The sequence below is a fragment of the Micromonospora sp. DT231 genome (assembly GCF_049847025.1).
Taxonomy (GTDB): domain Bacteria; phylum Actinomycetota; class Actinomycetes; order Mycobacteriales; family Micromonosporaceae; genus Micromonospora.
The window spans coordinates 69,276-95,567 of sequence record NZ_JBNCNO010000008.1 but is presented as its reverse complement, the minus strand read 5'-3'; the positions used below and the strand labels follow the sequence as shown (position 1 = coordinate 95,567).

General features: G+C 71.3%; 21 protein-coding genes. 11 read left to right on the top strand and 10 right to left on the bottom strand.

Features of this window, described 5'->3' with window-relative positions:
* Positions 1–21: 21 nt before the first annotated feature.
* Positions 22–2,511 (bottom strand): non-reducing end alpha-L-arabinofuranosidase family hydrolase, encoded by a 2,490-nt coding sequence (locus tag ACPXBU_RS21190; RefSeq protein WP_425759316.1) that lies wholly within the window; start codon positions 2,509–2,511, stop codon positions 22–24.
* A gap of 328 nt (positions 2,512–2,839) precedes the next feature.
* Positions 2,840–5,746, bottom strand: a complete 2,907-nt coding sequence (locus tag ACPXBU_RS21185) for a glycoside hydrolase family 9 protein (protein WP_425759315.1) — start codon at positions 5,744–5,746, stop codon at positions 2,840–2,842.
* Positions 5,747–5,924: 178 nt separating this feature from the next.
* Here ACPXBU_RS21185 and ACPXBU_RS21180 point away from each other — a divergent pair, with 178 nt between their 5' ends.
* From ACPXBU_RS21180 to ACPXBU_RS21170, 3 genes are all read left to right on the top strand, one after another.
* Complete coding sequence (locus tag ACPXBU_RS21180; protein WP_425759314.1) at positions 5,925–6,338, top strand: VOC family protein; 414 nt, start codon at positions 5,925–5,927, stop codon at positions 6,336–6,338.
* A 107-nt stretch (positions 6,339–6,445) separates the two neighbouring features.
* Complete coding sequence (locus ACPXBU_RS21175; RefSeq protein ID WP_425759499.1) at positions 6,446–6,847, top strand: hypothetical protein; 402 nt, start codon at positions 6,446–6,448, stop codon at positions 6,845–6,847.
* Complete coding sequence (locus ACPXBU_RS21170; RefSeq protein WP_425759486.1) at positions 6,825–6,977, top strand: hypothetical protein; 153 nt, start codon at positions 6,825–6,827, stop codon at positions 6,975–6,977. The genes ACPXBU_RS21175 and ACPXBU_RS21170 overlap by 23 nt, the downstream gene beginning before the upstream one ends.
* Before the next feature lie 16 nt (positions 6,978–6,993).
* Here ACPXBU_RS21170 and ACPXBU_RS21165 read toward each other — a convergent pair whose 3' ends face one another.
* Positions 6,994–8,049 carry a GNAT family N-acetyltransferase gene (locus ACPXBU_RS21165; protein WP_425759313.1) on the bottom strand — a complete coding sequence of 352 codons (1,056 nt, stop codon included), beginning with the start codon at positions 8,047–8,049 and terminating at the stop codon, positions 6,994–6,996.
* A gap of 89 nt (positions 8,050–8,138) precedes the next feature.
* A complete protein-coding gene (locus ACPXBU_RS21160; protein ID WP_425759312.1) occupies positions 8,139–8,840 on the bottom strand; it encodes an amino acid-binding protein in 702 nt (233 codons plus the stop codon).
* A 150-nt stretch (positions 8,841–8,990) separates the two neighbouring features.
* Between ACPXBU_RS21160 and ACPXBU_RS21155 the strand changes: the two genes are divergently transcribed.
* Both ACPXBU_RS21155 and ACPXBU_RS21150 read left to right on the top strand, forming a co-directional pair.
* Positions 8,991–10,070, top strand: a complete 1,080-nt coding sequence (locus tag ACPXBU_RS21155; RefSeq protein ID WP_393375137.1) for a phosphotransferase family protein — start codon at positions 8,991–8,993, stop codon at positions 10,068–10,070.
* Complete coding sequence (locus ACPXBU_RS21150) at positions 10,070–11,281, top strand: acyl-CoA dehydrogenase family protein (protein WP_425759311.1); 1,212 nt, start codon at positions 10,070–10,072, stop codon at positions 11,279–11,281. The genes ACPXBU_RS21155 and ACPXBU_RS21150 overlap by 1 nt, the downstream gene beginning before the upstream one ends.
* 80 nt (positions 11,282–11,361) lie before the next feature.
* On the opposite strand, the gene ACPXBU_RS21145 is transcribed toward ACPXBU_RS21150, so the two are convergent.
* The 6 genes from ACPXBU_RS21145 to ACPXBU_RS21120 form a co-directional block, all read right to left on the bottom strand.
* Positions 11,362–12,408 (bottom strand): LacI family DNA-binding transcriptional regulator, encoded by a 1,047-nt coding sequence (locus ACPXBU_RS21145; protein WP_425759309.1) that lies wholly within the window; start codon positions 12,406–12,408, stop codon positions 11,362–11,364.
* Between the two features lie 82 nt (positions 12,409–12,490).
* Positions 12,491–13,912 carry a GH1 family beta-glucosidase gene (locus tag ACPXBU_RS21140; RefSeq protein ID WP_425759307.1) on the bottom strand — a complete coding sequence of 474 codons (1,422 nt, stop codon included), beginning with the start codon at positions 13,910–13,912 and terminating at the stop codon, positions 12,491–12,493.
* Entirely contained in the window at positions 13,909–14,751 is an 843-nt protein-coding gene (locus ACPXBU_RS21135; RefSeq protein WP_393375126.1) for a carbohydrate ABC transporter permease, read from the bottom strand. Before ACPXBU_RS21135 ends, ACPXBU_RS21140 begins: the two co-directional genes overlap by 4 nt.
* Before the next feature lie 10 nt (positions 14,752–14,761).
* Positions 14,762–15,733, bottom strand: a complete 972-nt coding sequence (locus tag ACPXBU_RS21130; RefSeq protein WP_393375124.1) for a carbohydrate ABC transporter permease — start codon at positions 15,731–15,733, stop codon at positions 14,762–14,764.
* A gap of 113 nt (positions 15,734–15,846) precedes the next feature.
* Positions 15,847–17,136, bottom strand: coding sequence for an ABC transporter substrate-binding protein (locus ACPXBU_RS21125; RefSeq protein WP_393375122.1), 1,290 nt, complete (start codon positions 17,134–17,136; stop codon positions 15,847–15,849).
* Between the two features lie 214 nt (positions 17,137–17,350).
* Positions 17,351–17,914: a plasmid pRiA4b ORF-3 family protein gene (locus tag ACPXBU_RS21120; RefSeq protein ID WP_425759306.1), complete on the bottom strand. Its 564-nt coding sequence runs from the start codon at positions 17,912–17,914 to the stop codon at positions 17,351–17,353.
* Between the two features lie 150 nt (positions 17,915–18,064).
* Here ACPXBU_RS21120 and ACPXBU_RS21115 point away from each other — a divergent pair, with 150 nt between their 5' ends.
* The 6 genes from ACPXBU_RS21115 (at position 18,065) to ACPXBU_RS21090 (ending at position 26,228) form a co-directional block, all read left to right on the top strand.
* Entirely contained in the window at positions 18,065–18,811 is a 747-nt protein-coding gene (locus ACPXBU_RS21115; protein ID WP_425759305.1) for a pyrimidine reductase family protein, read from the top strand.
* 148 nt (positions 18,812–18,959) lie between these two features.
* On the top strand, positions 18,960–20,714 hold the full coding sequence (locus ACPXBU_RS21110; protein ID WP_425759304.1) for an ATP-binding protein: 1,755 nt from the start codon (positions 18,960–18,962) through the stop codon (positions 20,712–20,714).
* Positions 20,715–20,732: 18 nt separating this feature from the next.
* Positions 20,733–21,881, top strand: coding sequence for an exonuclease SbcCD subunit D (locus ACPXBU_RS21105; protein ID WP_425759303.1), 1,149 nt, complete (start codon positions 20,733–20,735; stop codon positions 21,879–21,881).
* Positions 21,881–24,355 carry an AAA family ATPase gene (locus ACPXBU_RS21100; RefSeq protein WP_425759302.1) on the top strand — a complete coding sequence of 825 codons (2,475 nt, stop codon included), beginning with the start codon at positions 21,881–21,883 and terminating at the stop codon, positions 24,353–24,355. Before ACPXBU_RS21105 ends, ACPXBU_RS21100 begins: the two co-directional genes overlap by 1 nt.
* 37 nt (positions 24,356–24,392) lie before the next feature.
* Positions 24,393–25,352: a hypothetical protein gene (locus ACPXBU_RS21095; RefSeq protein ID WP_393375103.1), complete on the top strand. Its 960-nt coding sequence runs from the start codon at positions 24,393–24,395 to the stop codon at positions 25,350–25,352.
* Positions 25,353–25,370: 18 nt separating this feature from the next.
* The gene (locus ACPXBU_RS21090; protein WP_393375101.1) at positions 25,371–26,228 is read left to right on the top strand and encodes a spermidine synthase; all 858 of its coding nucleotides are present in this window, start codon (positions 25,371–25,373) and stop codon (positions 26,226–26,228) included.
* Positions 26,229–26,292 lie beyond the last annotated feature (64 nt).

The following is a 26,292-nucleotide window of genomic DNA, read 5'->3' as shown; positions in this document are numbered from 1 at the left end:
CACGCCCCGGTTCTCCGCGAACTAGCGCTGGAGGGTCAGCACACCCGGCCGCCACGGCAGCCGGTTGTAGTCGCCGCTCGCGTTGGGGTCCTTGCCCTGGTACAGCAACTGCAGGTTGCAGGCGTCGACGGTCTTGGTCTGGTCGGGGTTGGTGCGGACCAGGTCACCGTGGCTGATGTCGTTGGTCCACGTCGCGCCGCTGTTGGCCCTGCCGGCGAAGGGGTTGCTCTCGCTGGCGGCCTGCGGGGTCCACGAGCCGCCCAGGCTGCTGGACGTGAACGACCGGAAGTAGCGTTGCCCCTGGCTTCCGATCGCCTCGACGATCATGAGGTACTGGTTCTGGCCCTGCACCTTGTAGACCTCGACGCCCTCGAACAGGTTGTTCGTCGAGTCGGTCATGACCGTCGTGTAGCTCGAGCCGAAGCTGCCCGGGAAGTTCCCAAGCGGCATGCTCGACCGGTAGATCTTGCCGTTGTCCCCCGCGAAGAACAGGTACATGTTCTGGTCGTCGCCGATGAGGGTCTGGTCGATCACGCCGTACGGGGCGTCGGGGAGGCTGGCGGTGGAGAGCGTCTGTGCCGAGGACCAGCCGTTGGCGTTGGTCGGGTCGCTCGACGTCTTGTAACTGAACGAGGTCGGACCCCACTGGTACGCCAGCACCCAGATGTTCTTCGGGGCGAAGTACAGCAGCGTCGGCGCCACCGTGCCCTGACTCATTCCGGTCTGGCTGGCCGAGGCCATGTCGGACCAGTTGGTGAACAGGCCGAAGTTCATCGAGCCGTACGAGCCGCTGCTGTTGACGTTCGACGCGTAGACCAGGTGCTTGCCGTTGTAGACCACGTTTGTGAAGTCCTTGAGCGAGAGCCAGCCGTTCTGCGGGCTCGTCAGCGCGCCGGTCGAGGACCACCGGTAGGTCGACGGGAGCGCGCAGCCGCCCGGCGGCGCCGTGGTCGGCGGCGGCGTGGTCGTCGGCGGCGGGGTGGTGGTCGGCGGCGGCGTGGTGGTGCCGCCACCGAAGTCGGTCCGCCACTGCTGGTTGGTCTGCCCGTGGCAGTCGTACAGCTGGACCTGCTGGCCGTTGCCGGTGCCCCAGACGTCCAGGCACCGACCCGACTGGACGCCGCTGATGGTGCCGTTGGAGTTGACGTTCCACTGCTGGTTCGACTGACCGTTGCAGTCCCAGATGATGACGCCGGTGCCGTTCGCGGTGCCCGCGCCGTTCGCGTCCAGGCACTTGCTGCCGTAGACCCGCAACTGCTTGCCGGTGGTGTACGTCCACTGCTGGTTCGACTGACCGTTGCAGTCGTAGAGCTGGACCCGGGTGCCGTTGGTCTGCGTGGAGTTGGGCACGTCGATGCAACGGCCCGACTGCACCCCGGTGATCCGGCCGGAGCCGCCACTCGGCGGCGGGCTCGTGGTCGGGCTCACGGTCGGGCTCACGGTCGGGGTCACGGTCGGCCCCGAGGTCGGCGGGGCCGCGTTGAGCGCGTTGAGGACGGAGTTGTAGGCGGCCTTCTTGTTGCCGCCGCCGTCGAAGAGCAGCGGGCTCTCGTTGGAGCGCCAGGAGTCGCTGTCGCGTACGCCCCAGACGGTGATGCCGATGCAGCGCGGCACGTTCAGGCAGGCCTGGGTCAGCCCGGCGTACTGGGTGGTGGAGGAGTTGGTGACGTCGACCTCGGTCAGTGCCACGTCCACGCCGAGCGCGGCGAAGCTGGACAGCGTGGTCTGGAAGTTGCTCGGCAGCGAGCTGCCGCCGGTGAAGTGGGTCTGCAACCCGACGCAGTCGATCGGCACGCCACGGGACTTGAAGTCCTGGATCATGCGGTAGACGCCCTGCGTCTTGCCGTACGACCAGTTCTCGATGTTGTAGTCGTTGTAGCAGAGCTTGACCGACGGGTCGGCCGCCCGCGCGGTGCGGAACGCCACCTCGATCCAGTCGTTGCCGGTGCCCTGGAGGTTCGACGAACGACGGCTGCCGTCCTCGTTGAACGCCTCGTTCACCACGTCCCACGCGGCGAGCTTGCCCCGGTAGTGGCCCATCACGCCGTTGATGTGGTCGATCATCGCCTGCCGCAGGCTGCTGCCGTTGAGGCTCTGCATCCACCCCGGCTGTTGCCCGTGCCAGGCCAGGGTGTGCCCACGGACCTTCAGGCCGCGCTGGGTCGCCCAGTTGTAGATCTGGTCACCGGAGTTGAAGTTGAACTGGCCCCGCTGCGGCTCCGTCGCGTCCGGCTTCATCTCGTTCTCGGCCGTGATCATGTTGAACTCGCGCCCGGCGATCGTGCTGTACGTCGAGTCGCCGAGCCGGCCAGCCGCGATGGCGGTGCCGAAGTACCGGCCCGACTGCGCGGCGGCCGCGCCGAGCGTGGTCGCGGCGGCGTTCGCCGAGGGCATCATCACCGCTACGGCGGCTACGGTCACGACGCTGAACGCGCCGGCGAGCAGCGCTCGGACGGCGGGCGATCGCCGTCGCCGAGTCCCGCCGCGACAAACGGTTGGGCTCATTGCCATCTCGGCCTCCTTATTGGCCAACACCCAGGCCGTCGAGGCGGGACGACCGGAGGTCTCGGTGGGGGGAAATCTAACTCAGTCGATGCTTGCACACGCGCGGGTCCGGACACTGATGTTTCGAAAAAGTTTCGGAACCACGCTCGGCGGGCCGGCGACCGCCGACCTGGACCTGCGCGACGAGCTGGAGATGCCGGTGAAGGCAATGTCCGCCGCCTTCTGAGCTGACCGGTATGGCGATCCGCGTACTCCGGTCACAGATCTTGGACAGTTTCCGTTCAGCAAGTTCAGCAAGAACGGAAACTGTCCAAGATCTCGAACGTTCGGCGGCTCAGGCCACGGCGCAGGTGACGTTGTTGACGGTGAACGCCGTCGGTTTCGGGTTGGTGCCCGTGTGGGTGCCGTTGAAGCCGAAGTTGACCGACGCCCCCGGCGCGATCGTGCCGTTGTAGGACAGGTTCGTGGCGGTGACCGCGGCCCCGGTCTGGCTGACCGTCGCCGACCAGCCCTGGCTGACGGTCTGCCCGGCGGGGAAGCTGTACCGCAGGGTCCAGCCGTTCATCGCACTGGTGCCGGTGTTGGTGATCGTCACGCTGGCGGTGAAGCCGCCGGTGCCCCAGTCGGTGGTGGCGTACGCCACCGCGCAGGCACCACCGATCGGCGGGGCCGCGGTGGTCACCGCGACCGGCGCGGACGCCGGGGAGGTGTTGCCCGCCGCGTCCACGGCCACCACGTAGAACTGGTACGCCGTCGACGCGGTAAGCCCGGACAGGGCCACGGTGCTGCCGGTCGGCGAGCCGACGAGCGCGTCGGTCGTGCCGGCCTCGCGGTAGACCCGGTAGCCGGTGACCCCGATGTTGTCGGTCGACGGGGTCCAGGCCAGGGTGAGCCCGGTGGCGGTGACCGCCGAGGCGACCGGGGTGCCGGGCGTGCTCGGCGCGGTGGTGTCGGCCGAGCCGGTCGGCGGTGTGGTCACGGTGAGCACCGGTGAGGCCGCCGACCTGTTGCCCGCGCCGTCGCGGGCGATGACCGCGAACTCGTACGTGTGCTCCGGCAGCAGCGTCGAGATGGTGAGCGTGGTGCCGGTGACGGGCCGGTTCAGCACCGTGTCGCCACCGACCTGGATCTCGCGGACGTCGTAGCCGGCCAGGCCGCTGCCACCACTGTCGGTGGACGCCGCCCAGGTCAGGGTGACCGAGCGGGGCGCGAGGCCGGACGCGACGGGCTTGCCCGGGACGCTCGGCGCGGTGGTGTCCGGCACGACCGGCCCCGGCTCCTCGCCCCAGACGCGGGTGCTGCCGGAGTAGAGCGGCACCTTGCGGTTGGGGCCGGCGGTGGCCTGGTACGACGGGTCGTTCGTCGGGTCCCAGGTGCCGCCCTCCGGCACACCGATCTTGAACTGGACCTCCATCCGGTGCGCCGACTGGCCGGCCGGGGCGATGGTGTAGCCGGTGCAGTCGACCTCCACGTACCAGATGTCGCCGCTGAACTGCTTGGCCGTGGTCGGGGACGGGCAGCCCTGGGTGTAGCCGGCGGTGACCTGCACCGGGCCGGTGCCGTCGGGCCGGAAGTAGTACCGGAACTTCCCGTTCGTCAGGGCCCGGGCCGGGAACGCGGACTTGTTGTAGACCATCACCTTGAGCCCGGTGGCCCGAGGTTCGGCCTGCGCCACGGTGGTCTCCACGGTCAGCTCGTCGATGTCCGGCGTCTCGGCGACCGGGAAGTTCGCCAGCGGCGTGCCGCCGTACTCGGAGGTCAGCCGGACCAGCGCGGACGTGAAGCCGGCGTTGTAGTCGGTGGCCACCTCGTTCATCACGTAGTCCGACCGGCTGTCGCTGTACGCGTCGTTGGCCGCGGACGGGCCACCGACAAGGGCGCCGTAGAGGGTGTGCCGGGTCTCGACGGGGACGGTCTGGCTGTCCCACCAGGAGCCGTGCGCGGTGCGGTGGTGCGGGTTCTTCGGCGCGTTGGCGCCGAACCCGATGACGTAGCTGGAGTTGCGCGGGTTGTCGCCGAGCGCGTAGTTGATCTGCCGGACGGCGAAGTCGTGGTAGCGCGTCTTGCGGGTGGTGTCGGTGGTCTTGTCGCTGTAGACGAGCGCGGCGAAGGACGTGTTCGCGGCGTAGCGCAGCGCGCCCCAGGAGTCGAGCACCGCCATCCCGCCTGGCGAATACGGAACCCGCTGCCCGTTCACGCCGACGGTCCAGTAGTCCAGCCACCGGTTGGCGTCGTCGACGTACTTCTGCTTGCCGGTCAGGTTGGCCAGCAGCACGTACGCCCCGAACTGCTTGTTGTCCCAGGCGATGGTCCACTTGTAGGAGCGGGTGGTGGTCTGGTTCTCGGTGTTGAGCTTGTCGTACTCACTCTCGGCCCTGGCCAGGTAGCTGGCCTCGCCGGTGGCCCGGTGCAGCCAGATCGCGGCCCAGACCAGCTCGTCCTGCCAGCCGCTCCACGAGCGGTAGAAGCTCGTCGCGTCGGTGATGCACTCGTGGTAGGACTTCCGCACCGTGTCGGCGAAGGTGTAGAGCTGCCGGGCGTGGCCCAGCAGCTTGTCCGCGTAGGCCGCGTCGGTGGGCCGGAACACCATCGAGGACGCGGCCATCGCGGCCGCCGTCTCCCCCGCCAGGTCCGCGCCGCCACAGCTCGCATCGATCTTGTACGCGGGACGCGCCATCTGCATCACCTCGGCCGGACCCCACCACTTGTGGTCGTCGTCGCCCTTGCCGACCTGCCCGTAGAGGACGTTTGCCGACGGGTGCGCCTTGATGAAGTAGTCGTTGACGAAGCGCAGGTTGTTGAGCAGGTGCGGCAGTTGCCCGGAGGAGGTGTAGCCGGCGCGGTACTCGACCGCTCCCCACGCGAGCATGGTGGCGCTGAACGCCATCGGGAAACCGAACTTCACGTGGTCGCCGGCGTCGTACCAACCGCCGGTGAGATCCAGACCCGAGCTGGCGCCGTCGGTGAGGGCGCTGTCGCCGCGCCAGGAGACCCGGTTCCAGTCCGGCAACTTGCCGGACTGCTGCGCCTCGTAGAAGAGCAGCGACTTCTGCAACGCCTCGGCGTAGTTGTAGGTCGCGGCCGGCGCGGCGGCGGCGGGCCCGGTCGGCGGTGCGGTCACCGCGAGGGACGCGCCGGTGAGCAGCGCGACGCCGACGGCCAGCAAGCGCCGGGGCCAAGGCTGGTCGGCGACCGGTGACCGACCGGGATGGCCGCTGGACGGCCGGGTCAGGTGGCGCATGCGGGCTCCTGTCGGAGGTGCCGCCGGCGGTCGCACCGACGCGGGACGGCGTACGGGCGGCACGGCCACCGGCGACAGCGAGGTGGCGGTGTGACCACGGAAGCCGTGGAAGCGCTCCCATGGATAACCGACAATGTAATGCGCCCGTCATCGATTTGTGAAGGGGTACCGTCGCCGGATGGCGATGATCGCGCAGCTCTCCCTGGGCGTCTCCGACGCCGAACGTGCAGGAGCGTTCTGGGCTGCCGCCCTCGGCTACCGCCGCCGGCCACCACGCTTCGACAACGACGAGTGGATCGTGCTCGAACCGCCGCCGGGCGCGCCGGGCGCGGCGATCGCGATGGACCTCAGCGTGAGCCCGGCCGAGGAGTTTCCCCGCGTCCACCTGGACCTCGACGCCGGCGAGCGCCCCCTCGACGAGGAACTCGACCGGCTGCTCGCCCTCGGCGCCCGGATCGTCAACTGGCGGCACTATCCCATCGAGCCGCACCCGACCGAGCCGCCGTACGTGGTGCTCGCCGACCCGGAGGGCAACCGGTTCTGCCTGTCCGGCCGTCGCAAAGCTGCCGCTGCCCGTGCCGCCGATCGATAGACACCCGCGGAGCGGCCGAAAAGACAACCACCAGCTATTGCCCATGGGCGATTCGCGACCGCGACGGCAAACTGGGCAGTGGGAAGAACACGCGCCGCTTCCGGCGCATGCCGGGCCTGCTCCACCTCCGCGGCCACCTCGCTGGCCCTGTACCCGCCGTAGAACTACCGGACGGACGGACTTTCGCCACCGATGATCCCGCAGGTCACGCAGCCGTCAGTCAGGCCCTCGGCCGGCACGTCACCATCGAGCCCGAGGCCGACGTCGCCCACCACGACGAGGGCCCGGTCAGTGTGATCACCACGGCTGCGCTACTCCAGCTCGCCCTGGTGCTGAGGGAGCCGGTCGATCCGACCAGGTTTCGCGCGAACCTGCTGATCGACCTGCCCGGCACCGGCTTTCCCGAGGACGGCTGGCTCGACCCACGACCTGCGGGTGGGTCCGGAGGTGATACTTCAGCCGCGGGCACCGCAGACCCGTTGCGTGATGATCGACATGGCGCAGGGTGACGTCCCCCCGCATGGGGATCTTCTCAAGACGGTCTCCGCGCACCACGACACGACGTTCGGCCTGTGGGCGACCGTCATCCGAACCGGTCGCGTCGCCCTTGGAGACACCCTCACGCCTGCCGCACGCTGACCCCGACGACCGGCCTTCAGCGCGGGCGGGTCAGGGCCGCGACGGCGAGCGGGACGGTGAGGGTGAGCAACCCACCGTCGCGCTCCACCGAGCTGGGCCGGTCCAGCCGTCGCAGTGTGCGCAGCATCGGGGTGTTCTCCGCCTGGACGTGCAGCACCAGCGCCGCGTAACCGGCGGCGTCGGCGTGCCGGGCCAACCGGCGCAGCAACGCCGAGCCGAGCCCCCGCCGCTGCCAGTCGTCACGCACCAGCAGCGCCACCTCGGCCTCGTCGCCCTCGCCGAGCAGGTTCGCCATGGCCACCACCGACTCCGCCGCGCCGTCGACACCGGTGGTCGTGGCGACGAGCGTCAACCCTCGCCCCGGCTCCAGCAGACGACGCAGTCGGGCTGGCCGCGGCAGCAGCGCCCCGCCCAGGTAACGCCGGTGCCGGCTTCGTGCGGAGCACGTCTCGTGCAGCTCGACGACGCCGGACAGGTCGTGCGCGCAGCCCGGCCGGACGGCCACCTCGGCCCCGTCGGGCAGCACCAGGGTGACCTGTTCCGCGGCCCGACGCGTCACGGTGGCGGCCAACTCGACAAGGGCCTGTGCCCGGGCGTACTCCGCCGGGGTGAAGGCGGGCGCGGCCCGGCGCAGCGCGAACGAGCCGCCCGCCGGGTCGGCCAACGTCATGGTGGCGCCGGTGATCCCCTGCTGGTCGACGCCCGTCGACGCGGGTCGCCAGGTGACCGAGTCGGCGCCGAGCAGGGTCCGCAACGCCTCGCCCGTGGCGTCCGGGTCGCGCACCAGCCGGTTGGCCAGCCCGAGCACCCGGGTCGGCTGGTCGGCCAGGCCGCGCGCCTCGCTGCGCGCCACCCAGCAGTCCCGGCCCCGACCGCGCTCGACGGCGGCGATCAGGCCCGCCTCGTCGAGCGCGTCCGGAGCATCGACCAGGAAGTCGTCCACCGCGCCCTGCTCGGTTGGTTGCACCTGCACGGTGAGGATGTTGACCCCGCGCAGCGCGAGGCTCGCCGTGAGCACCGACAGGTAACCCGGTCGGTCGTCCACCGTCGCTCGAATCCGCCACAACGTCATGGTTGGCTCCCTTCCCACCGCAGAGCCTCGTCGCCGGCTGTTGCCGCCCGATTGCCCGGCGGTGTCGCGCCCGGGAACTCGCCGGCCGGTCAGGGGCCGGCGACCACCGGCGGCGCGCCGACCAGGTCCAGCCGGTCACCGAGGATCACCGCACTGGCCCGGACCAGTTGGGTGAGCCGGTCGACCTCGGTGCTGTGGAAGTTGGCGGCGCAGAGGGTGTCGCTGTATTCCCGGGCGACAACGAGCACCAGGCCCGCCCGGCCGAACGGCGCGATCGCGTGGTGGGTGCCGTCGGGCGTGGTCATCGCCCGACCGCGCAGCGGGGTCACCTCCGGCAACCGCAGAGGCACCGGGGTACGCCAGCTCGCGTGCCCCACCGTCGCCCCGCCGCTGCCGGTCCGGGAGGCCCAGTCGACGGGCACCACGGCGGCGACGGCCCAGTCGGCCGCCAGCAGCCCGGGGACCGCGTCGACAAGGGTGGCCAGCCCGTCGGCCGGGTTGGCGGCGACCTGGGCCAACAGCTCCGCGTCCTGGCCGGTGGTGGTGGGCGCGCCGATCGCCCGCCACACGCCGTCCACCCGCACGCCCGGAATCGCCGCGAGGCCAGCCAGCAGCCGCTCCACCCGGGCGGCGCCCGGCCAGACGACAGTGAAGTCGTCCACCGCGCGTCCGCCGAGTCGTTCGAGGACCACCACCTGGACGATGTCCGCACCGGAGACGCCCAGCGTGCGGGCGACCTGGCCGAGCGTGCCCGGACGGTCCGGCAGGGTGACCCGAACTCGCAGCAACATGTCTGTCCCTCCGCTCGGCGGGCCGGCGATAAGCGGCCGGCAGGCTGCGGTACAGCCTGCCGGTTGACCATTTCGTCCCTGTTGCCGAGGCATGTCCCGAGGGGAAAATCTGACCTTGACAACGTGAGCGAGCTGCCATCAACTAGTCGGATGAGTGATCCGGCCGTGAATGCGTCGCGACCGGGCGCCGTTCCCGCCTCTCCCGCCGGGCTCTCCCTGGACCGGCTCGCCGGCTACCTCGCCGAGCACCGACCCGAGCTGGCGGTCGGGCCGCTGCGGGCCGACCTGATCGCGGGCGGCAAGTCCAACCTCACCTACCTGCTGCGCGCCGGCGACCGGGAGGTCGTGCTGCGTCGCCCTCCGCTCGGGCACGTGCTGGCGACCGCGCACGACATGGCCCGCGAGTTCCGGGTCATCTCGGCGCTGGCGCCGACCGAGGTGCCGGTCCCGGGCGCGCTGCTGCTCTGCGCCGACCCCGAGGTGATCGGCGCGCCCTTCTACCTGATGGAGCGGATGCCCGGCGAGGTGTTCCGCGCCCGCGCGCAGACCGACCCGCTCGGCGACGACCGACGTCGGGCCCTCGCCATGGCGATGATGGACACGCTCGCCGCACTGCACAGCGTCGAGCCGGCCGCGGTCGGGCTCGGCGACTTCGGCCGCCCGGAGGGCTACCTGGCCCGGCAGGTCCGCCGCTGGGGCGGGCAGCTCGACCGCTCGCGCAGCCGGGAGCTGCCCGGCATCGACGAGCTGCGTGACCTGCTGGCGGCGACCGCCCCGGAGGGCGCGAACGCCGGCCGGATCGTGCACGGCGACTACCGGTTGGACAATCTCCTCGCCTCGGCCGACCCGGTGGCCGTGCACGCCGTCCTCGACTGGGAGATGGCCACCCTCGGCGACCCGCTCGCCGACCTGGGGCTGCTCCTGACGTACTGGGACGTGCTCGGTGGCAGCGACACGGCCGAGGGCAACCCGGTCGCCGACGGGCTCGGCCCGCGCGCCGGCTTCCCCACCGGCGGCGAGCTGCTCGACAGGTACGCCGGGCGCAGCGACGTGGACGTCGGCCCGCTGCACTGGCACGTGGCGCTCGGCTGTTTCAAGCTCGCGGTCATCTGCGAGGGCATCCACTACCGCCACACGCTGGGGCAGACGCTCGGCGAGGGCTTCGACCGGATCGGCGAGATGGTGGCACCGCTGGTCGCGCACGGGCTGACCGCTGCCAGGGAGCGGTGATGGACTTCTCATTCGACAGCCGGACCGAGGAGCTGCGCGACGAGCTGACCCGGTTCCTGACCGAGCACGTCTACCCGGCCGAGGCGGTGCACGCCGAGCAGGTGGCAGCCGGTGACCCGTGGTCGCGTACCCCGGTCCTGGGCGAGCTGAAGGCGGAGGCCCGCAAGCGCGGCCTGTGGAACCTGTTCCTGCCCGACCCGCGCTACGGCGCCGGGCTGACCAACCTCCAGTACGCTCCGCTCGCCGAGTTGACCGGGCGCAGCCCGCACCTGGCGCCCGAGGCGGTCAACTGCGCGGCGCCGGACACCGGCAACATGGAGCTGCTTGCCGAGTTCGGCTCGGAAGAGCAGCGGCAGCGGTGGCTGATGCCCCTGTTGGAGGGCGAGATCCGCTCCGCGTTCTGCATGACCGAACCGGACGTGGCGTCCTCCGACGCCACGAACATCGCCACCCGGATCACCCGCGACGGCGACGAGTACGTGATCAACGGACGCAAGTGGTGGTCGTCCGGCGCGATGGACCCGCGCTGCGAGATCTTCATCGTGATGGGCAAGACCGACCCCGACGCCGACCGGCACCGCCAGCAGAGCATGGTGCTGGTCCCCCGGGACACCCCCGGGGTGCACGTGCGCCGGGGCATGACCGTCTTCGGCTACACCGACGGCTCACACGGCGGGCACGCCGAGATCGACTTCACCGACGTCCGGGTGCCCGCGGCGAACCTGATCGGCGCCGAGGGCACCGGTTTCGCCATCGCCCAGGCCCGGCTGGGTCCAGGCCGGATCCACCACTGCATGCGATTGATCGGAATGGCCGAACGGGCCCTGGAGTTGCTCTGCCGCCGGGCCAACGAGCGGGTCGCGTTCGGCCGGCCCCTCGCGGAGCAGGGCGTGGTCCGGGAGTGGATCGCCGAGTCGCGGGTGCGCATCGAGCAGGCCCGGTTGCTGGTGCTGAAGACGGCCTGGCTGATGGACACCGTCGGCAACAAGGGCGCACACACCGAGATCCAGGCCATCAAGATCGGCACCCCGGCGATGGCGGAGTGGGTGATCGACAAGGCCATCCAGGGGTACGGCGGCGCCGGCGTCAGCCAGGACACTCCGCTGGCCGCCCTCTGGGCGCAGACCCGCACGCTACGCCTGGCCGACGGCCCCGACGAGGTCCACCGCAACTCCCTGGCCAAGCGCGAACTCCGCCGCTGGGCCGGGTAACCCCTCCCTCGTTGATCATGAGGTTGTTGCCCGCCGCATCGGCGTGTCACGGCAATAACTCCATGATCAACGGAGAAACGTTAGGCGCTGGCGCGGTGGACCAGCTGGGTGTCCAGGAGGATGTGTGTGGCCGACAGGTCCTCGCCGCGGATCCGGGCCACCAGCAGGCGGGCCATCTGCCGGCCCATCTCCTCCACCGGCTGGAAGACAGTGGTCAGCGGCGGATCCGCCCGCAGGGCGATCGTCGCGTCGTCGAAGCCGATCACCGCGACGTCCTCCGGCACCCGCCGGCCAGCCTCACGCAGCGTACGCAGCGCGCCGAACGCCATCAGGTCGGACGCGACGAATACCGCGTCCAGGTCCGGGCAGACGTCCAACAGTCGGCGCATGGCGCTCGCGCCGCTGCCCTCGCTGAAGTCGCCGTACGCGATCAGGTCGGGGTTGACGCCGGCCCCGGTGGCCTTCACCGCCTCGGTGTAGCCGGCCAGGCGGGCCAGGCCGACGCCCATGTCCTGGGTGCCGGCGATGGTGGCGATGCGACGTCGCCCCTGCCTCGCCAGGTACTCGACCGCCTGCCGCGCCCCGCCAACGTTGTCCACGTCGACGAACCAGGCCGGTTGGGCGCCCGGTTGGAGCATGCGGGCGGGCCGACCGCCGAGGACCGCGGGCAGGCCGCGCTCCTCCAGCAGCGTCGGCAGCGGGTCGGAGTCGTGCAGCGACAACAGCAGTACGCCGTCGACGTGCTGGTTGGTCAGGTGGTGCTCGACCCGCTCCCGCTCCACCGGCGACTGCGCCATGGCCAGCCAGAGCTGCATCGGCGTCTCCAGCAGGCCGGAGCTGATCCCCCGGACGATCGCGGCGAAGAACGGCTCGGTGAAGACCCGCTCACCGGACTCGGACACCACGAGCGCGACGGAGTCGGTCCGCTGGGTGACGAGCGCGCGGGCGGCCCGGTTCGGCACGTACCCCAGCTCGGCGATGGCCTGTTGGACCGCGGCCCGGGCCTCCGGACTGACCTGCGGCGAGCCGTTGACCACGCGGGAGACCGTGCCCCGACCGACACCGGCGCGCGCCGCGACCGCATCGAGGGTCGGGCGCCCGAGCGACCGGGTGCGCTGCGTTGTCATCGTCTGCTCCTCCGACGGCGGGCGGACCCGGCGCCACCTGCTAGAGGTGGACGCCAGGACCGTCCTGATGGCTGGCCCGAGCCTATTGTGCGGCCAGACCGTTGCGCCGGATCACCGAGGCGTACCACTTGGCGCTGGACTTGGGGGTGCGGACCTGGCTGTCGTAGTCGACGTGGATCATGCCGAACCGCTTGGTGTAACCCCAGGCCCATTCGAAATTATCCATCAACGACCAGGCGAAGTATCCCCGCAGGGGAACTCCGTCGTTGATCGCTTCGTGCGCGGCGCGCAGGTGGGCGTCGAAGTAGGCCAGCCGGTCGACGTCGTCGACCTGCCCGTCGACCACCGAGTCGACGAACGCGGAGCCGTTCTCGGTGACGTACAGCGGCAGGTCGGTGTAATCGTGCACCCGACGCAGCGTCTCGGCCAGGCCCGGGGCGTCGATCTCCCAGCCCATGTCGGTCACCGGGACGCCACGGGTGACGAACCGGACGTCCTCGCTGCCCGGCCAGCAGGAGGGCGCCGGGTCGGTCGCGGCGCCCTCGGTCGCCGCGGCGACCACGTGCCGGCTGTAGTAGTTGACCCCGACGAGGTCCAGCGGCGTGGCGATGGTCGCCAGGTCGCCGTCGCGCACGTGGCCGAAGTCGGTCACCGTGCTCAGGTCGGCCACCAGGTCCTCCGGGTACGACCCCCGCAGCAGCGGGTCGAGGAAGAACCGGTTGGCCAACCCGTCGATCCGGCGGGCGGCGTCCACGTCCGCCGGGGCGTCGCTGGCCGGGTCGACCGGGTAGAGGTTCACCGTCACGCCCACCTCGGCGGTCGGCCGGGCCGCCCGCAGCGCCTGCACGGACAGGCCGTGACCGAGCATCAGGTGGTGCCCGGCGCGCACCGCGTCCGCGCCGTCGGTGCGGCCGGGTGCGTGCACACCGGAGCCGTAGCCGAGGAACGCCGAGCACCACGGCTCGTTCAGCGTGGTCCAGTAGCGCACCCGGTCACCGAGCGCGTCGGCCAGCAGCGTCGTGTAGTCGGCGAAGCGGGCCGCGGTGTCCCGGGCCGGCCAGCCGCCGGCGTCCTCCAGCGGCTGGGGCAGGTCCCAGTGGTAGAGGGTCAGCCACGGCTCGATGCCGTTGGCCAGCAACTCGTCGACCAGCCGGCGGTAGAAGTCCAACCCCTGGGGGTTGGCCGCGCCGGTGCCGCCGGGCTGCACCCGGGACCAGGAGACCGAGAAACGGTACGACTTGAGGCCCAGCTCGGCCATCAGGGCGACGTCGCCGCCGAGCCGGTGGTAGTGGTCGCACGCGACGTCGCCGGTGTGCCCGGCGACGACCCGACCGTCGGTGTGGCTGAAGGTGTCCCAGATCGACGGGGTACGGCCGTCCTCGGCCGCAGCCCCCTCGATCTGGTACGCCGCGGTCGCGGCTCCCCACAGGAATCCGGGTGGGAAGGTCAGCCCGGGGCGCTCGTCGAGGACACCAACGGCGGGTGGGCTGGCGGGGTTGCTCACGACTTGACGGCACCTTCCATGATCCCGCCGATGATCTGGCGGCCGAACACGAGAAATACGAGCACGAGGGGGATGGTCCCGATCGCGGTGGCGGCGAACACCTGGGAGTAGTCGGTGTAGTAGGCGTACGACAGGAAGGAGAGCGAGACCTGCAGGGTCGGGTTCTCCGGGGTGAGGATGGCGTACGGCCAGATGAACGAGTTCCAGGTCTCCATGAAGGTCAGCAGGCCGAGGACGCCGGCGGCGGGGCGCAGGGCGGGCAGCACGATGCTCCAGTAGATCCGGAACGTGCTCGCCCCGTCGACCCGACCGGCCTCGATCAGCTCGTCGGAGATCGCCTGGGTGGCGTACTGCCGCATCATGAACACGCCGAAACCGGTGACCAGGAACGGCACGGTGACCGCGTAGAGGGTGTCGTACCACCCCAGGTCCTGCATCATGCTCCAGAGCGGGATGAGCCCCATCTGGGTCGGGATCATCATGGTGACGATGATCGTCAGCAGGAGGGCGTTGCTGCCCCGGAACCGCAGCTTGGCGAAGGCGAACCCGGCCAGCGAACCGGTGAGCACCACCGACAGGGTGACCACCGAGGAGACGATGACCGAGTTCATCATGCCGGTGAAGAAGTTGGCGGCGTCGTTGTCGAGCACCCGCTGGAAGTTGTCACCGAACGCGCCGGCCGGGGTGATCGGTGGCGGCACGTCGTTGATCTGGTCCAGGCTGCGAGTGGCGATCACCAGCATGTAGTAGAACGGGTAGATCGACAGCAGCGCCGCCAGGACGAGCGCGACGTAGGTCAGCGGACTTGTGCGCCACAGGCGCTGGGAGGCCGAGGTCATCGATCTCTCCTCACTTCGCCGAGCGGCGGACGAGTAGGAAGTTGAACAGCGACACCACGACGATGATCATGAAGATCGCCCAGGCGACAGCGGCTCCGTAACCGGCGGTGCTCAGGTTCTCGATGCCCATCTCGTACATGTACATGGCCAGCGTCTGGAACTCCCGCTGGTCGCCGCCGAGGATGTTGCCGTTGGCGAAGAGCAGGGGCTCGGTGAAGAGCTGCATGCCGCCGATCGTGGAGAGGATGACCACGAAGATGAAGGTGGGCTTGAGCATCGGCAGGGTGATCTGCCAGAACTGCCGCCACGGGCTCGCGCCGTCGATCGCCGCGGCCTCGTAGAGGTCCTTCGGGATCGCCTGCATGCCGGCGAGCAGGATCAGGGTGTTGTAACCGGTCCACCGCCAGTTGACCATCGTGGAGATGGCGAACCAGGAGCTCCACCGCTGCCCGTCCCAGTCGACCGCGTCGACACCGACGAGGCTGAGCAGCCAGTTGAACAGGCCGAACTCCTTCTGGAACAGCATTCCGAAGACGATCGCGACCGCGGCCACCGACACCACGTTCGGCACGAAGATGGCCATCCGGAAGAAGGTCTTGGCGCGCAGGAAGGTCCGGTTGAGCAGGTTCGCCAGGAAGAGGGCGAGCAACAACTGCGGGATCGTCGACAGGGCGAAGATGCCCAACGTGTTGACGAGGGCGTTCCAGAAGTACTCGTCGGACACGAGCCGGGTGTAGTTGTCGAAGCCGATGAACGAGTGGTCGCCGATCATGTCCCAGTCGTGCAGGGACATCCAGACGGTACGCAGCATCGGGTACAACCCGAACACGCCGAAGATCAGGAAGAACGGGGCGATGTAGAGGTACGGCGAGTACTTGACGTCGAGACGGTTGAGTAACCTTGCCCGGCTACGTCGGGAAGAGACGTCGGGAGAAGGCGGTGCTGCTGGCGACGGCGGTGCCGTCGTGGCCGACAGGCTCATGCGAATTTCCTTTTCCGGCGAGGCCCGGGGGCCCTCGCGCAGGGCGCTACGCGGAGGGGACCGGCCGGTGGCGTCCGGGAACCCCCGAACGCCACCGGCAGGGAATCACTCACTCAGAAGGCACCCTGAGTCTTGGCGTCCTTGGTGAACTGCTCCCAGGCCTTCGCCTTGTCGGCCCGCCCGTTCTCGAACGCCCGCAGGGCCGGCTCGAACGCGTTCTCCTTAACCGCCTGGTGCTTCGGACCCAGGTAGGTCGGCTGGATCTTGGCGACGCTCTCCCCGAAGATCTTGCCGGTCGGCGCGTTGCTGAAGTACTCGTTGGTGTAGCTGAGGAACGCGTCGTTCTTCAGCGCCTCCAGGTTCGTGGGCAGCGGGCCCTTGAGCTTGAAGGCGTCCACCTGGCTCTTCGCGTTGGTCAGGTACTCGGCGAGCTTCGCCGCCTCCTTCGGGTACTTGCTCTGCTCCGGAACCGCGAGCCACGAGCCACCCCAGTTGCCGCCGCCGCCCGGAACGGCCGCGACATCCCACTTGCCCTTGTTGGCCGCACCGGAGTTGTCCGACACGATGCCGAGCATCCAGGACGGGCAGAAGGTGACCGCGAAGGTGCCCTGCTTGAAGCCACCCGACCACTCCGGCGACCAGGTCTGCGCCTTGGCGGAGATGTCCGCCATCGAGGTGGCGGTGTCCCACGCGTTCTTCACCGCGGGGCTGGTGTCCGCGATGATGTTGTTTTCCTTGTCGTAGAACAGGTCACCGTTGCCCTGGAACATCACACCGTTGGAGACGGCGGTGATCGAGTCGACGAACGCCTTGCCACCGCTGCCCTGCTTGTACTTCAGGCCGGCGTCGTGGAAGCCCTTCCAGTCCGGCCAGAGCGCCGACACCTGGTCGCGCTCGGTGGGCAGACCGGCGGCCTGGAACAGGTCCTTGCGGTAGCAGACGGCGAGGCTGCCGACGTCGGTCGGAAGGCCGATCAGCCGACCGTCCTGCGCCTTGCCCAGCTCCCACTTCCAGGGCAGGAACTCCTTGGAGTGGTCGGCGATCAGGGGGTTGAGGTCGGCCCAGTTCTTCGGGTTGGTCTTGAACTCGTTGAGGATGCCCTCTTCCAGGGCGGTGACGTCCGCCGCGCCCTTGCCGGTGGCCAGGTAGCGGACCAGCTTCGGCCGGTACTCGCTGAGCTGCGCGGTCTTGCGCAGCTCGACCTTGATGCCGGTGTCCTTCTCGTACTGCTTGACGAGCTCGTCGTAGCCGAACTCGCTGAAGGTGTCGACGACCAGCTTGGTCGGCTTCTCGCCGGCCGCCGGCTTGTCGTCGTCGTTGCCGCAGGCTGCGAGACCGCTGACCGCGGTGATCGCGGCCAGGGCAGCGGCCGCCAGGCGGGTACGCCGCGTGGTGACACTCATTCGCTGACCCCTCTTTCCGGTGGTGAGGCTGATGTGTGTGGTGGGGGGGTGCTCATCGCGCCACGCCAGGGTGTGTGAGTGACCCATGCCACCTCCGGGAGCGCTCCCATGAGATTGCCGACAGGTAACGGGGGTGTCAATAGGGTGTTGGGAGCGTTCCCAGATCGTTACCGCTCCACCGGGGCCCCCAATCAAGCCTCGGCCTGCGTCGATTTCAGCAGAAGCGGCGGAGCAGGGTGGTGGTCCGATCCGGGTCAAACCGGGACGGGTCAAATGTGGACCCGGCCCAGTCGCGCAGCGTCGCGTGCCGGGGATCGACCGGGCCGGCCGCGGCGCCGTCGTCGGCCAACGCGACCAGGAGCGCCTGGTAGCCCGGCGGCCCGCCGACACCCTCCGGCGGGCAGGCCCGCTCACCGTCCAGACAGACCGGGTACCGCTCGTCGGGGTCCGCGGTCAGCGCGTCCTCCACGACCAGGTCGTGCTCCCACCAGTCGCCGAAGTCGTAGGTGTAGGAGAACCTGCTGCCCTTGCCGAGCACCGCGTCCAACCGCACGTCCATCTCGTCGTGCAGCGCCAACTCCCCGTCCGGGTCGGGCTCGCCGTACGGCATGGCGTCGATCTCGAACGAGTGCAGGTGGCAGTCGCGCCACCCCATCACGTGCTGCACCACCCGGTGCAGCCGGTCCAGCGTGTAGCCGGCCGGCACGAGCACCCGTCGCCACACCGGCGGGCGGACGCCGGCGAGGGACATCTTCAGCTGGAAGATCTGACGCGGCATCCTGTCCTGTCCTCCCGCGGCTTAGGCTGCGAGCATGATCTGCCGAGCGTGCCGGGCCCGGCGGCACGACGAGTGCCCGGGCCGGAACTGGTGCGACTGTCAGCACCGTACCGCCGAACCGACCCCTCCGGTCACCGGTCCGGCCGGCGAATGACCGTCGGAATTCCGATCCGACGGCTCTGGCCCGAGCCGTCGACGCAACCACTCGACGACGCCGCGCTGACCGCCCTCTACCACCGGGCGGACGAGCCCCGCCTGCGGGTCAACTTCGTCACCAGCCTGGACGGCGCGGTCAGCGTGGACGACTACTCCGCGGGGCTCTCCGGCCAGCCGGACAAGCGGGTGTTCGCGCTGCTGCGGATGCTCTGCGACGCGCTGGTGGTGGCCGCGGGCACACTGCGCCACGAGGGATACCGCGCGGTCCGCCTCGACGAGCGCCGCCGTGCCTGGCGACGCGAGCACGGGCTGGCCGAGTACCCCACGCTCGTGGTCGTCTCCGGCTCGCTGGACCTGGATCCGGCGCAGGCCGCCTTCGCCGACGCGCCGACCCGACCGATCGTGCTCACCCACGCCGACGCCGAGCCGCCGCCCGGCCTGACCGACGTCGCCGACCTGCTGCGCCGCGGCACCGAGCGGGTCGACCTGGCCGCCGGCCTCGCCGAACTGCACCGACGCGGGCTCACCCAACTGCTCTGCGAGGGCGGCCCGCACCTGTTCGGCGCGCTCACCGCCGCCGATCTGGTGGACGAGTTGTGCCTGACCGTCTCGCCCCTGCTCGCGGGGCCGGGGTCGGGCCGGATCACCGCCGGCGACACCGCGCCGCCCCGGCACCTGCCGTTGCGCCACGTGCTCGCCGCCGAGGACGGCGTGCTCATGCTCCGCCACGCCCGCCCGTAACGGGCCGTCGTCCGGCCACACACCCACCGTCGCGGGTGTGACGGAGCAGGGTGTCGTCCGACGCGTCGCGTGGCGACCTGTCGTACTCCTCGGGCAGGATGCACAGCATGGTTCCCGACCGTGCTGCCCGACCGACCCGAACCGCCCGATGACCGACGCCGACCTCGACAGTCCTGGCGAGGCGGTCGGGCGGGTGCTGGGCACCGCCGACGCCACCCCGTTGCAGTTCTGGACGGCCGTGGCGCCCGGCAGTTATCTCCAGCTCGACGACGTGGTGGTCACCCGGCGCGAGTTGCCCAACCGGGAGCCGGTGACGATCGCCGGCGTCGTCACCCAGGTCCGCGCTCGGCACGAGGGCGCCCAGTTCGACTCCGACGTGTTCGCCATCGCGGACGGCACGCTGCCCGCGCAGGTGCAGGAGGCGGCCGAGATCACCACGACGCGTGTCGATCCGGAGCTGTACGTGCCGCCGACCCCGGGCGCCGTGGTGCACCGGGCCGAGGGTGACGCCCGGGCGCGGGCGCTGCACTTCGACCGGATGGAGCGGCGCATCCCGATGGGGATGGGTCGCGACGGCGTCCCGGTCTACCTCAACGCCGACTTCCTCGACGGCAGCCGGGGCGCGCACGTCTCCATCTCCGGCATCTCCGGGGTGGCCACCAAGACCAGCTTCGCGACCTTCCTGCTCTACTCGGTCTTCCGCTCCGGCGTGCTGGGCGGCGACGCGGTGAACGCCAAGGCGCTGATCTTCAACGTCAAGGGCGAGGACCTGCTCTTCCTCGACCACCCCAACACCCGTCTCGACGAGCCGACCCGCGCGGCGTACGCGAAGCTCGGGCTGAGCGCCGGCGCCTTCCCCGACGTGCGGGTGTACGCCCCGCCCCGCGTCGGTGACGCGGCCGGCACGCCGGATGTGAGCAGCCGCCTCACCGGGGTCGACTCGTTCTACTGGACGCTGAGCGAGTTCTGCGCCGACCGCCTGCTGCCCTACGTCTTCGCCGATGCCGACGACGAGCGCCAGCAGTACACGATGGTGGTCCACTCGGTGGCCGCGCACCTGGCGCGTTACGCCCAGCCGGCCGACGGCGGGGTGAGCATCGACGGGGTGCGGCTCGGCTCCTACGGCGACCTGGTGGACCACATCGTCGAGGCGCTCAACGACGACGAGACCCGGTCCGACTGGGCCGGCAGCGCGGTCGGTCTGGGCACCGTCAACGCGTTCGCCCGACGGCTGATCGGCAGCAAGAAGGACCTGGCCCGGCTGATCCGTGGCGACCTGGCCACCCGCCGCCCCCACTCGATCAACACCAGCGAGTCGGCCCAGGTCACGGTGGTCGACCTGCACAACCTTCCGGACCGCGCGCAGCGGTTCGTGGTGGGTGTGACGCTCAAGAGCGAGTTCGAGCGCAAGGAGAAGTCCGGCACCGCCAAGCCGCTGCTGTTCGTCGTCCTCGACGAGCTCAACAAGTACGCGCCCCGGGAGGGCTCCTCCCCGATCAAGGAGGTCCTGCTCGACATCGCCGAGCGGGGCCGCTCGCTCGGGGTGATCCTGATCGGCGCGCAGCAGACGGCGAGTGAGGTGGAGCGGCGCATCGTCACCAACTCGGCGATCCGGGTGGTCGGCCGGCTCGACCCAGCCGAGGCGTCCCGCCCGGAGTACGGCTTCCTCCCGCCGGCGCAGCGGCAGCGGGCGCTGCTGGCCAAGCCGGGCACGATGTTCGTCAACCAGCCGGACATCCCGGTGCCGCTCTGCCTGGAGTTCCCGTTCCCGGCCTGGGCGACCCGGGTCTCCGAGGCGGGCCGGGCGCCATCGGAGACGCTGCGCTCGATCACGCAGTCCGCCGACCCGTTCGCCGTGGTGGGCTCCGGCGGCGGCAGCACCGACGACGACATCCCGTTCTAGGTAGGGGCCGGCACAGCCATGAAGATCCTGCACACCTCCGACTGGCACGTGGGAAAGGTGCTCAAGGGGCAGTCCCGGGCCGACGAGCACAAGGCCGTGCTGGCCGGGGTGATCGAGATCGCCCGCGCCGAGCAGCCGGATCTGGTGATCGTCGCCGGTGACCTCTACGACACCGCAGCGCCCAGCTCGGAGGCGACCCGGCTGGTCACCCGGGCGTTGACGGCGCTGCGGCGCACCGGCGCGGACGTGGTCGCGATCGGCGGCAACCACGACAACGGCCCCGCGCTGGACGCGCTGCGTCCGTGGGCCGATGCCGCCGGCATCACCCTGCGCGGCGGGGTGCGAGAAGATCCCGACGAGCACGTGATCGACGGCACCACGGCCGGCGGTGAGCGGTGGCGGCTGGCCGCGCTGCCGTTCCTGTCCCAGCGGTACGCGGTGCGCGCGCTGGAGATGTACGAGCTGACCGCCGCGGAGACCAACCAGACGTACGCCGACCACCTGGGCCGGGTGCTCGGGCGGCTCACCGAGAGTTTCACCGAGCCGGACCGGGTGCACCTCGTCACCGCGCACCTGACGGTGACCGGCGCGGCCACCGGTGGCGGCGAACGCGACGCGCACACCGTGCTGGGCTACGCCGTCCCGGCCACCGTCTTCCCGTCCACCGCGCACTACGTGGCGCTGGGTCACCTGCACCGGGCGCAGCGGGTCATCGGTCCCTGCCCGGTGCGCTACAGCGGCAGCCCGCTCGCCGTCGACTTCGGTGAGCAGGAAAACGTTCCCTCGGTGACGATCGTCGAGGTGACGGCCAGCACCGCCGCCCGGGTGCGGGAGGTGCCGGTGACCGCGGCGAGCGCGCTGCGCACGGTGCGGGGCACCCTGGCCCAGCTCGCCGAGATCGAGGCGCCGGACGCCTGGCTGCGGGTGTACGTGCGCGAGCAACCCCGCGCCGGTCTGCGCGAGGAGGTGCAGGAGCTGCTCCCCCGGGCACTGGAGATCCGGATCGACCCGGAGCTGCTGACCGCCCCGGGCAGCGGCGCCCGCATCGCGCAACGCTCGGGGCGTTCGCCGCGGGAGTTGTTCGCCGACTACCTGGACAGCCGGGGCCACGCCGACGAGGGTGTCCGGGAGCTCTTCGACGAGCTTTTCGAGGAGGTCGATCACTGATGCGTCCGATGCGGTTGGACATGGCCGGGTTCACGGTCTTCCGGGACGAGACCACTGTCGACTTCACCGACGCCGACTTCTTCGCGCTGATCGGCCCCACCGGTTCGGGCAAGTCCACGGTGCTGGACGCCATCTGCTTCGCCCTCTACGGCATGGTGCCCCGCTGGGGTGGCGCGCGGGGGTTGGCGAACGCGCTCGCGCCGTCGGCGACCGAGGCGCGGGTGCGGTTGGTCTTCGAGTCCGGCGGCGCCCGGTACGTGGCGACCCGGGTGGTCCGCCGGGACGGCCGGGGCAACGTGAAGACCGCGAACGCCGGGTTGCAGCTCATGCCGGCCGGCTTCGACGTGACCAAACTGGACACCGGGTTGAGCCCGGACGATCTCGGTGAGGTGGTGGCCGGCACCCCCGCCGAGATGGAGCAGGCGGTGCTGGAGGCGGTCGGGCTGCCGTACGAGCAGTTCACCAGCTGTGTGGTGCTGCCGCAGGGGCAGTTCGCGGACTTCCTGCACGCCAAGCCGGCGACCCGGCAGCAGATCCTGGTCAACCTGCTCGGCCTCGGCGTCTACGAGGATGTGCAGAAGAAGGCGACGGCGCGCGCCGCGCAGGCGGAGGCCCGGCTGGAGGCGGTCGACCAGGTGCTCGCCGGTTTGACCGGCGTGGACGACGAGGCGTTGGCCGAGGCCGACGCGCGGGTCGACCGGATGGTCGAGCTGGCCGGCACGGTGGCCGAGGCGGTGCCGGAGCTGGCGGCTGCCCGGGTCACCGCACGGGAGGCCGAGGCGGCGCTCACCGCCCTCGACGACGAGCTGGCCGTCCTCACCGGCGTACGCGCGCCGCGTGGGGTGGCCGAGGTGGCCCGCGCGGTCACCGCGGCGCGGGCCGACGCCGAGGCGGCGGCGACCGCGGTGTCGTTGGCCGAGGAGCGGGAGGAGAAGCTGCGCGGCGAGCTGGCCGCCGCCGGCGACGAGAGCGCGGTGCGACTGCAACTGCGGGCGTACGACGATCGGGACCGCTTGTCCGGCGAGGCCGACACGGTCCGCGCGGCGGTGCGGGTGGCGCACGACGAGCACGCCACGGCGGTGGCCGCGCTGGCGGTGGCCCGCGCGGCGGCCGAGCGGGCCGACGCCGAGCTGGAGGCGGCCTTCCGGGCACACGAGGAGGCGAAGGCCACCGACCTGGCGGTCAGCCTGCGGGTGCACCTGCACGCCGGCGCGGCCTGCCCGGTCTGCGAGCAGCCAGTGGAGCGGGTGCCGGCGGTGCCTGCCGATTCGGCGGTGGCGGCAGCGACGGCGGCGGGCAAGGCGGCGCGGGCCGCGACCAAGGCCGCGCAGGCGACCGTGCAGCAGCGGGACGCGGCGGCGCGTGACCTGGAACGCCTGCTGGTGCAGGCGCGGGCCCGGCAGGAGCAGGTGGACGCCCGACTGGCCGAGTTGGACGGGCAGCTCGCCGGCGCGGCCGAGCCGGCCGTGTTGCGCCGGGAGTTGGCCGAGCACGCCCGGTTGCTGCGCGCGCTGGAGGAGGCGGCGACCGCGGTGCGGGCCGGCCGCGAGGCCGCGCGCCAGGCCCGGGCCGGGGTGGATGCCGCCGAGGAGCGACTGCGGGCGGCGTGGCGTGCCTTCGACACGTCCCGGGACGGGTTGGCGCGGTTCGGCCCACCGGCGACCGATCGGGACGACGTGGCCGCCGCCTGGGCAGCGCTCACCGGTTGGGCGACCACGGAGGCGGATCGCCGCCGCGCCGACCGGGCGAGCCGGGCCGTCGCGGTCGCCGAGGCCGAGGCGGTGGCCGACGCGGTGCGGCGGCGCATCGCCGGCATCTTCGCCGACGCCGACGTGCCGGTCGGCGACGATCCGGTGCACGCGGCGACCGTGGCGGTGGAGCGGGCCGACGCCGACCGACGCCGGCTGCGGGAGCGCCGGGAGCAGGCCGGCACGCTGCGCGAGCAGCGGGCCGGGCACGAGCGGGAGGCGCAGGTGGCGCGCGCGCTCGCCGGGCACCTGCGGGCCAACAACTTCGAACGGTGGTTGCTGGCCGAGGCGTTGGACCTGCTCGTCGACGGCGCGTCGGGGATCCTGCGGGAGCTGTCCTCCGGCCAGTACGAGCTGGTGCACGACAAGGGCGAGTTCGTGGTCGTCGACCACCACGACGCGGGGCTGCGCCGGGGTGTGCGCACCCTCTCCGGCGGCGAGACGTTCCAGGCGTCGCTGGCGTTGGCGTTGGCGCTCTCCGAGCAGCTCGCCGGGATGTCGACCACGGCGGCGAGCCTGGAGTCGATAGTCCTGGACGAGGGCTTCGGCACGCTCGACGCGGCGACCCTGGACACGGTCGCCGCCACGTTGGAAAACCTGGCCGCCCGGGGCGACCGGATGGTCGGCGTGGTCACCCATGTGCCGGCGTTGGCCGAACGCATCCCGGTCCGCTTCGAGGTGCGCAAGGACGCGCGGTCCGCGCGCGTGGAACGGACCGGCCGGTGAGCGCGAGGAGCGCGACGCGGATGGGACGGTCCGGCCGGTGAGCGACGCCGCGTTCTTCGTCGACTCGTGGGATCCGGCGTACGGGGCGTCGTTCGAGGCGTCGGCCGCCGGGCCGGCCGCGCCGAGCAGCGCGCAGGTCGACGCGGACGTGGAGCTGCCCGCGGTGGACTGGCGGGCGATCGGGACACGGCCGGGGGTGCGGGCGCCCGACGTGGTGTTGCTCGTCGACGGGGTCCGCCGGATCGACGCGAGCATCTGGACGGCGGAGGCCGACGGGGTGTCGTTCCCCGGTCTGGCCGCCTCGTACGCGGCCGGGGTGGTTCGGTGCGACCTGGGCCGGGGTGCGGCGCAGTTGGCCGGCACCCGGGTCGGTCGGGGTCTGTTCACGGCGAGCCCGTCGGCGCAGGACGTGGTGGCCGGCGCGATCCGCTACCCGGTGCACCGGGTGGGTGGCACCGGTGAGTTGGCGAAGCTGCCGGCCGCCGTGCAGGGCCCACTGACCGCGCTGGAGGTGGCGGTGTCCGACGCCGCCCGGGTCGACGGTGACCTGCTGGTGGTGGACGGCCCGTTGCGCAGTCGCCGGCAGTTGCCGCGCACCCTGGGCTACATCAAGACCCAGCACAGCCAGTATCTGGATGCCCGGCTGACGGCCGTGGTGACGGGCATGGCGTCGGGTGAGCGGTCCCCGGTGTTCCGGCTGGGCACCGCCTGGGGTGGCTGGTCGTGGTATTTGCGGTTGCCGGTGGCGATCGGCGCACCGTGGGCGGGCATCGTCCGGGTGGAGTGTTCGGCCGACCTGCCCGTCGAGGCGGCGATCGAGCTGGCCGACCTGTCGCTTGTCACGCTGCCCCGCTTCGCCTCCACCCCGTACAAGGACCCGCGGGCCCCACAGAATCTCATCCCGATCGCCGGGTTGGAGCGTCGACTGCGTGCCCTGCTCGGCGATTCCCGGCTGCTGCACCGCGCGTTGACCGCCGCGGCCCGTGCGGCCCGTTGACCGCGGATACTTGTCGGAATGGGACGTAGGCGGGCGGCTGACCGGGTGGTCGAGCAGGTCGACACCGGGCAGGCCGAGCTGGTGCCGGACCCGGACCGGGCCGGCTCGTGGACGCTGCTGCTGGACGGCGCGCCGCAGTCGCACGTCGACCTGACCGACCCGACGCACCTGGAGTTCGAGTACGTGCGGCGGTTGGCCGCCGCGGTGGACCTGGTCGCACCGGCGGGTGCGCCGCTGCGGGTGCTGCATCTGGGTGGTGGGGCCCTGACCCTGCCCCGCTACGTGTCGGTCACCCGGCCCGGCTCCACCCAGCGGGTGGCGGAGGTGGACGGCGCGCTTGTCGAGCTGGTCCGCAGGGTGCTGCCGTGGCCGTCCGACGCCCGGCTGCGGGTCCGGGTGGAGGATGCGCGGGCCGTGTTGACCGCCACCCGGGACGCCAGTTACGACGTGGTGGTCGCCGACGTGTTCGCCGGTGCCCGTACCCCGGCTCATCTCACCTCGGCGGAGTACGCGGCCGAGGTGGCCCGGGTGCTCCGCCCGGCGGGCTGGTATCTGGCGAACCTGGCCGACGGTCCGCCGCTGCGGCACGCGCGTGGGCAGGTCGCCACGGTCCGTTCGGTGTTGCCGCAGGCCTGCCTGGTCAGCGACGCGGCGGTGTTGCGGGGCCGCCGGTACGGAAATCTGGTGCTTGTCGCCGGGCGGTCCGCGCCGCCGGTGCCGGAGCTGACCCGGCGCGCCGCCGGCGACTGGTTCCCTGGTCGGGTGGTGGCCGGCGACGAGTTGGACCGCTTCGCCGGCGGGGCGCCTGTGGTGCGCGACGCCGACGCCACCGGCTCGGATCCACCGCCACCGGGCCTGTTCTCCGTCCGCCGCTGACCGTCCACTCAACGACGGCGGGGAAAAATTTCCGCCGTTCGTTGATCCGCTGGGGGCGCTGCTG

Excerpts from the sequence above, each read along its gene's own strand:
- ACPXBU_RS21190 (WP_425759316.1), bottom strand. The coding sequence starts at position 2,511 with ATGGCAATGAGCCCAACCGTTTGTCGCGGCGGGACTCGGCGACGGCGA.
- ACPXBU_RS21185 (WP_425759315.1), bottom strand. The coding sequence starts at position 5,746 with ATGCGCCACCTGACCCGGCCGTCCAGCGGCCATCCCGGTCGGTCACCG.
- ACPXBU_RS21180 (WP_425759314.1), top strand. The coding sequence starts at position 5,925 with ATGGCGATGATCGCGCAGCTCTCCCTGGGCGTCTCCGACGCCGAACGT.
- ACPXBU_RS21175 (WP_425759499.1), top strand. The coding sequence starts at position 6,446 with ATGCCGGGCCTGCTCCACCTCCGCGGCCACCTCGCTGGCCCTGTACCC.
- ACPXBU_RS21170 (WP_425759486.1), top strand. The coding sequence starts at position 6,825 with ATGATCGACATGGCGCAGGGTGACGTCCCCCCGCATGGGGATCTTCTC.
- ACPXBU_RS21165 (WP_425759313.1), bottom strand. The coding sequence starts at position 8,049 with ATGACGTTGTGGCGGATTCGAGCGACGGTGGACGACCGACCGGGTTAC.
- ACPXBU_RS21160 (WP_425759312.1), bottom strand. The coding sequence starts at position 8,840 with ATGTTGCTGCGAGTTCGGGTCACCCTGCCGGACCGTCCGGGCACGCTC.
- ACPXBU_RS21155 (WP_393375137.1), top strand. The coding sequence starts at position 8,991 with ATGAGTGATCCGGCCGTGAATGCGTCGCGACCGGGCGCCGTTCCCGCC.
- ACPXBU_RS21150 (WP_425759311.1), top strand. The coding sequence starts at position 10,070 with ATGGACTTCTCATTCGACAGCCGGACCGAGGAGCTGCGCGACGAGCTG.
- ACPXBU_RS21145 (WP_425759309.1), bottom strand. The coding sequence starts at position 12,408 with ATGACAACGCAGCGCACCCGGTCGCTCGGGCGCCCGACCCTCGATGCG.
- ACPXBU_RS21135 (WP_393375126.1), bottom strand. The coding sequence starts at position 14,751 with ATGACCTCGGCCTCCCAGCGCCTGTGGCGCACAAGTCCGCTGACCTAC.
- ACPXBU_RS21130 (WP_393375124.1), bottom strand. The coding sequence starts at position 15,733 with ATGAGCCTGTCGGCCACGACGGCACCGCCGTCGCCAGCAGCACCGCCT.
- ACPXBU_RS21125 (WP_393375122.1), bottom strand. The coding sequence starts at position 17,136 with ATGAGTGTCACCACGCGGCGTACCCGCCTGGCGGCCGCTGCCCTGGCC.
- ACPXBU_RS21120 (WP_425759306.1), bottom strand. The coding sequence starts at position 17,914 with ATGCCGCGTCAGATCTTCCAGCTGAAGATGTCCCTCGCCGGCGTCCGC.
- ACPXBU_RS21115 (WP_425759305.1), top strand. The coding sequence starts at position 18,065 with ATGACCGTCGGAATTCCGATCCGACGGCTCTGGCCCGAGCCGTCGACG.
- ACPXBU_RS21110 (WP_425759304.1), top strand. The coding sequence starts at position 18,960 with ATGACCGACGCCGACCTCGACAGTCCTGGCGAGGCGGTCGGGCGGGTG.
- ACPXBU_RS21105 (WP_425759303.1), top strand. The coding sequence starts at position 20,733 with ATGAAGATCCTGCACACCTCCGACTGGCACGTGGGAAAGGTGCTCAAG.
- ACPXBU_RS21100 (WP_425759302.1), top strand. The coding sequence starts at position 21,881 with ATGCGTCCGATGCGGTTGGACATGGCCGGGTTCACGGTCTTCCGGGAC.
- ACPXBU_RS21090 (WP_393375101.1), top strand. The coding sequence starts at position 25,371 with ATGGGACGTAGGCGGGCGGCTGACCGGGTGGTCGAGCAGGTCGACACC.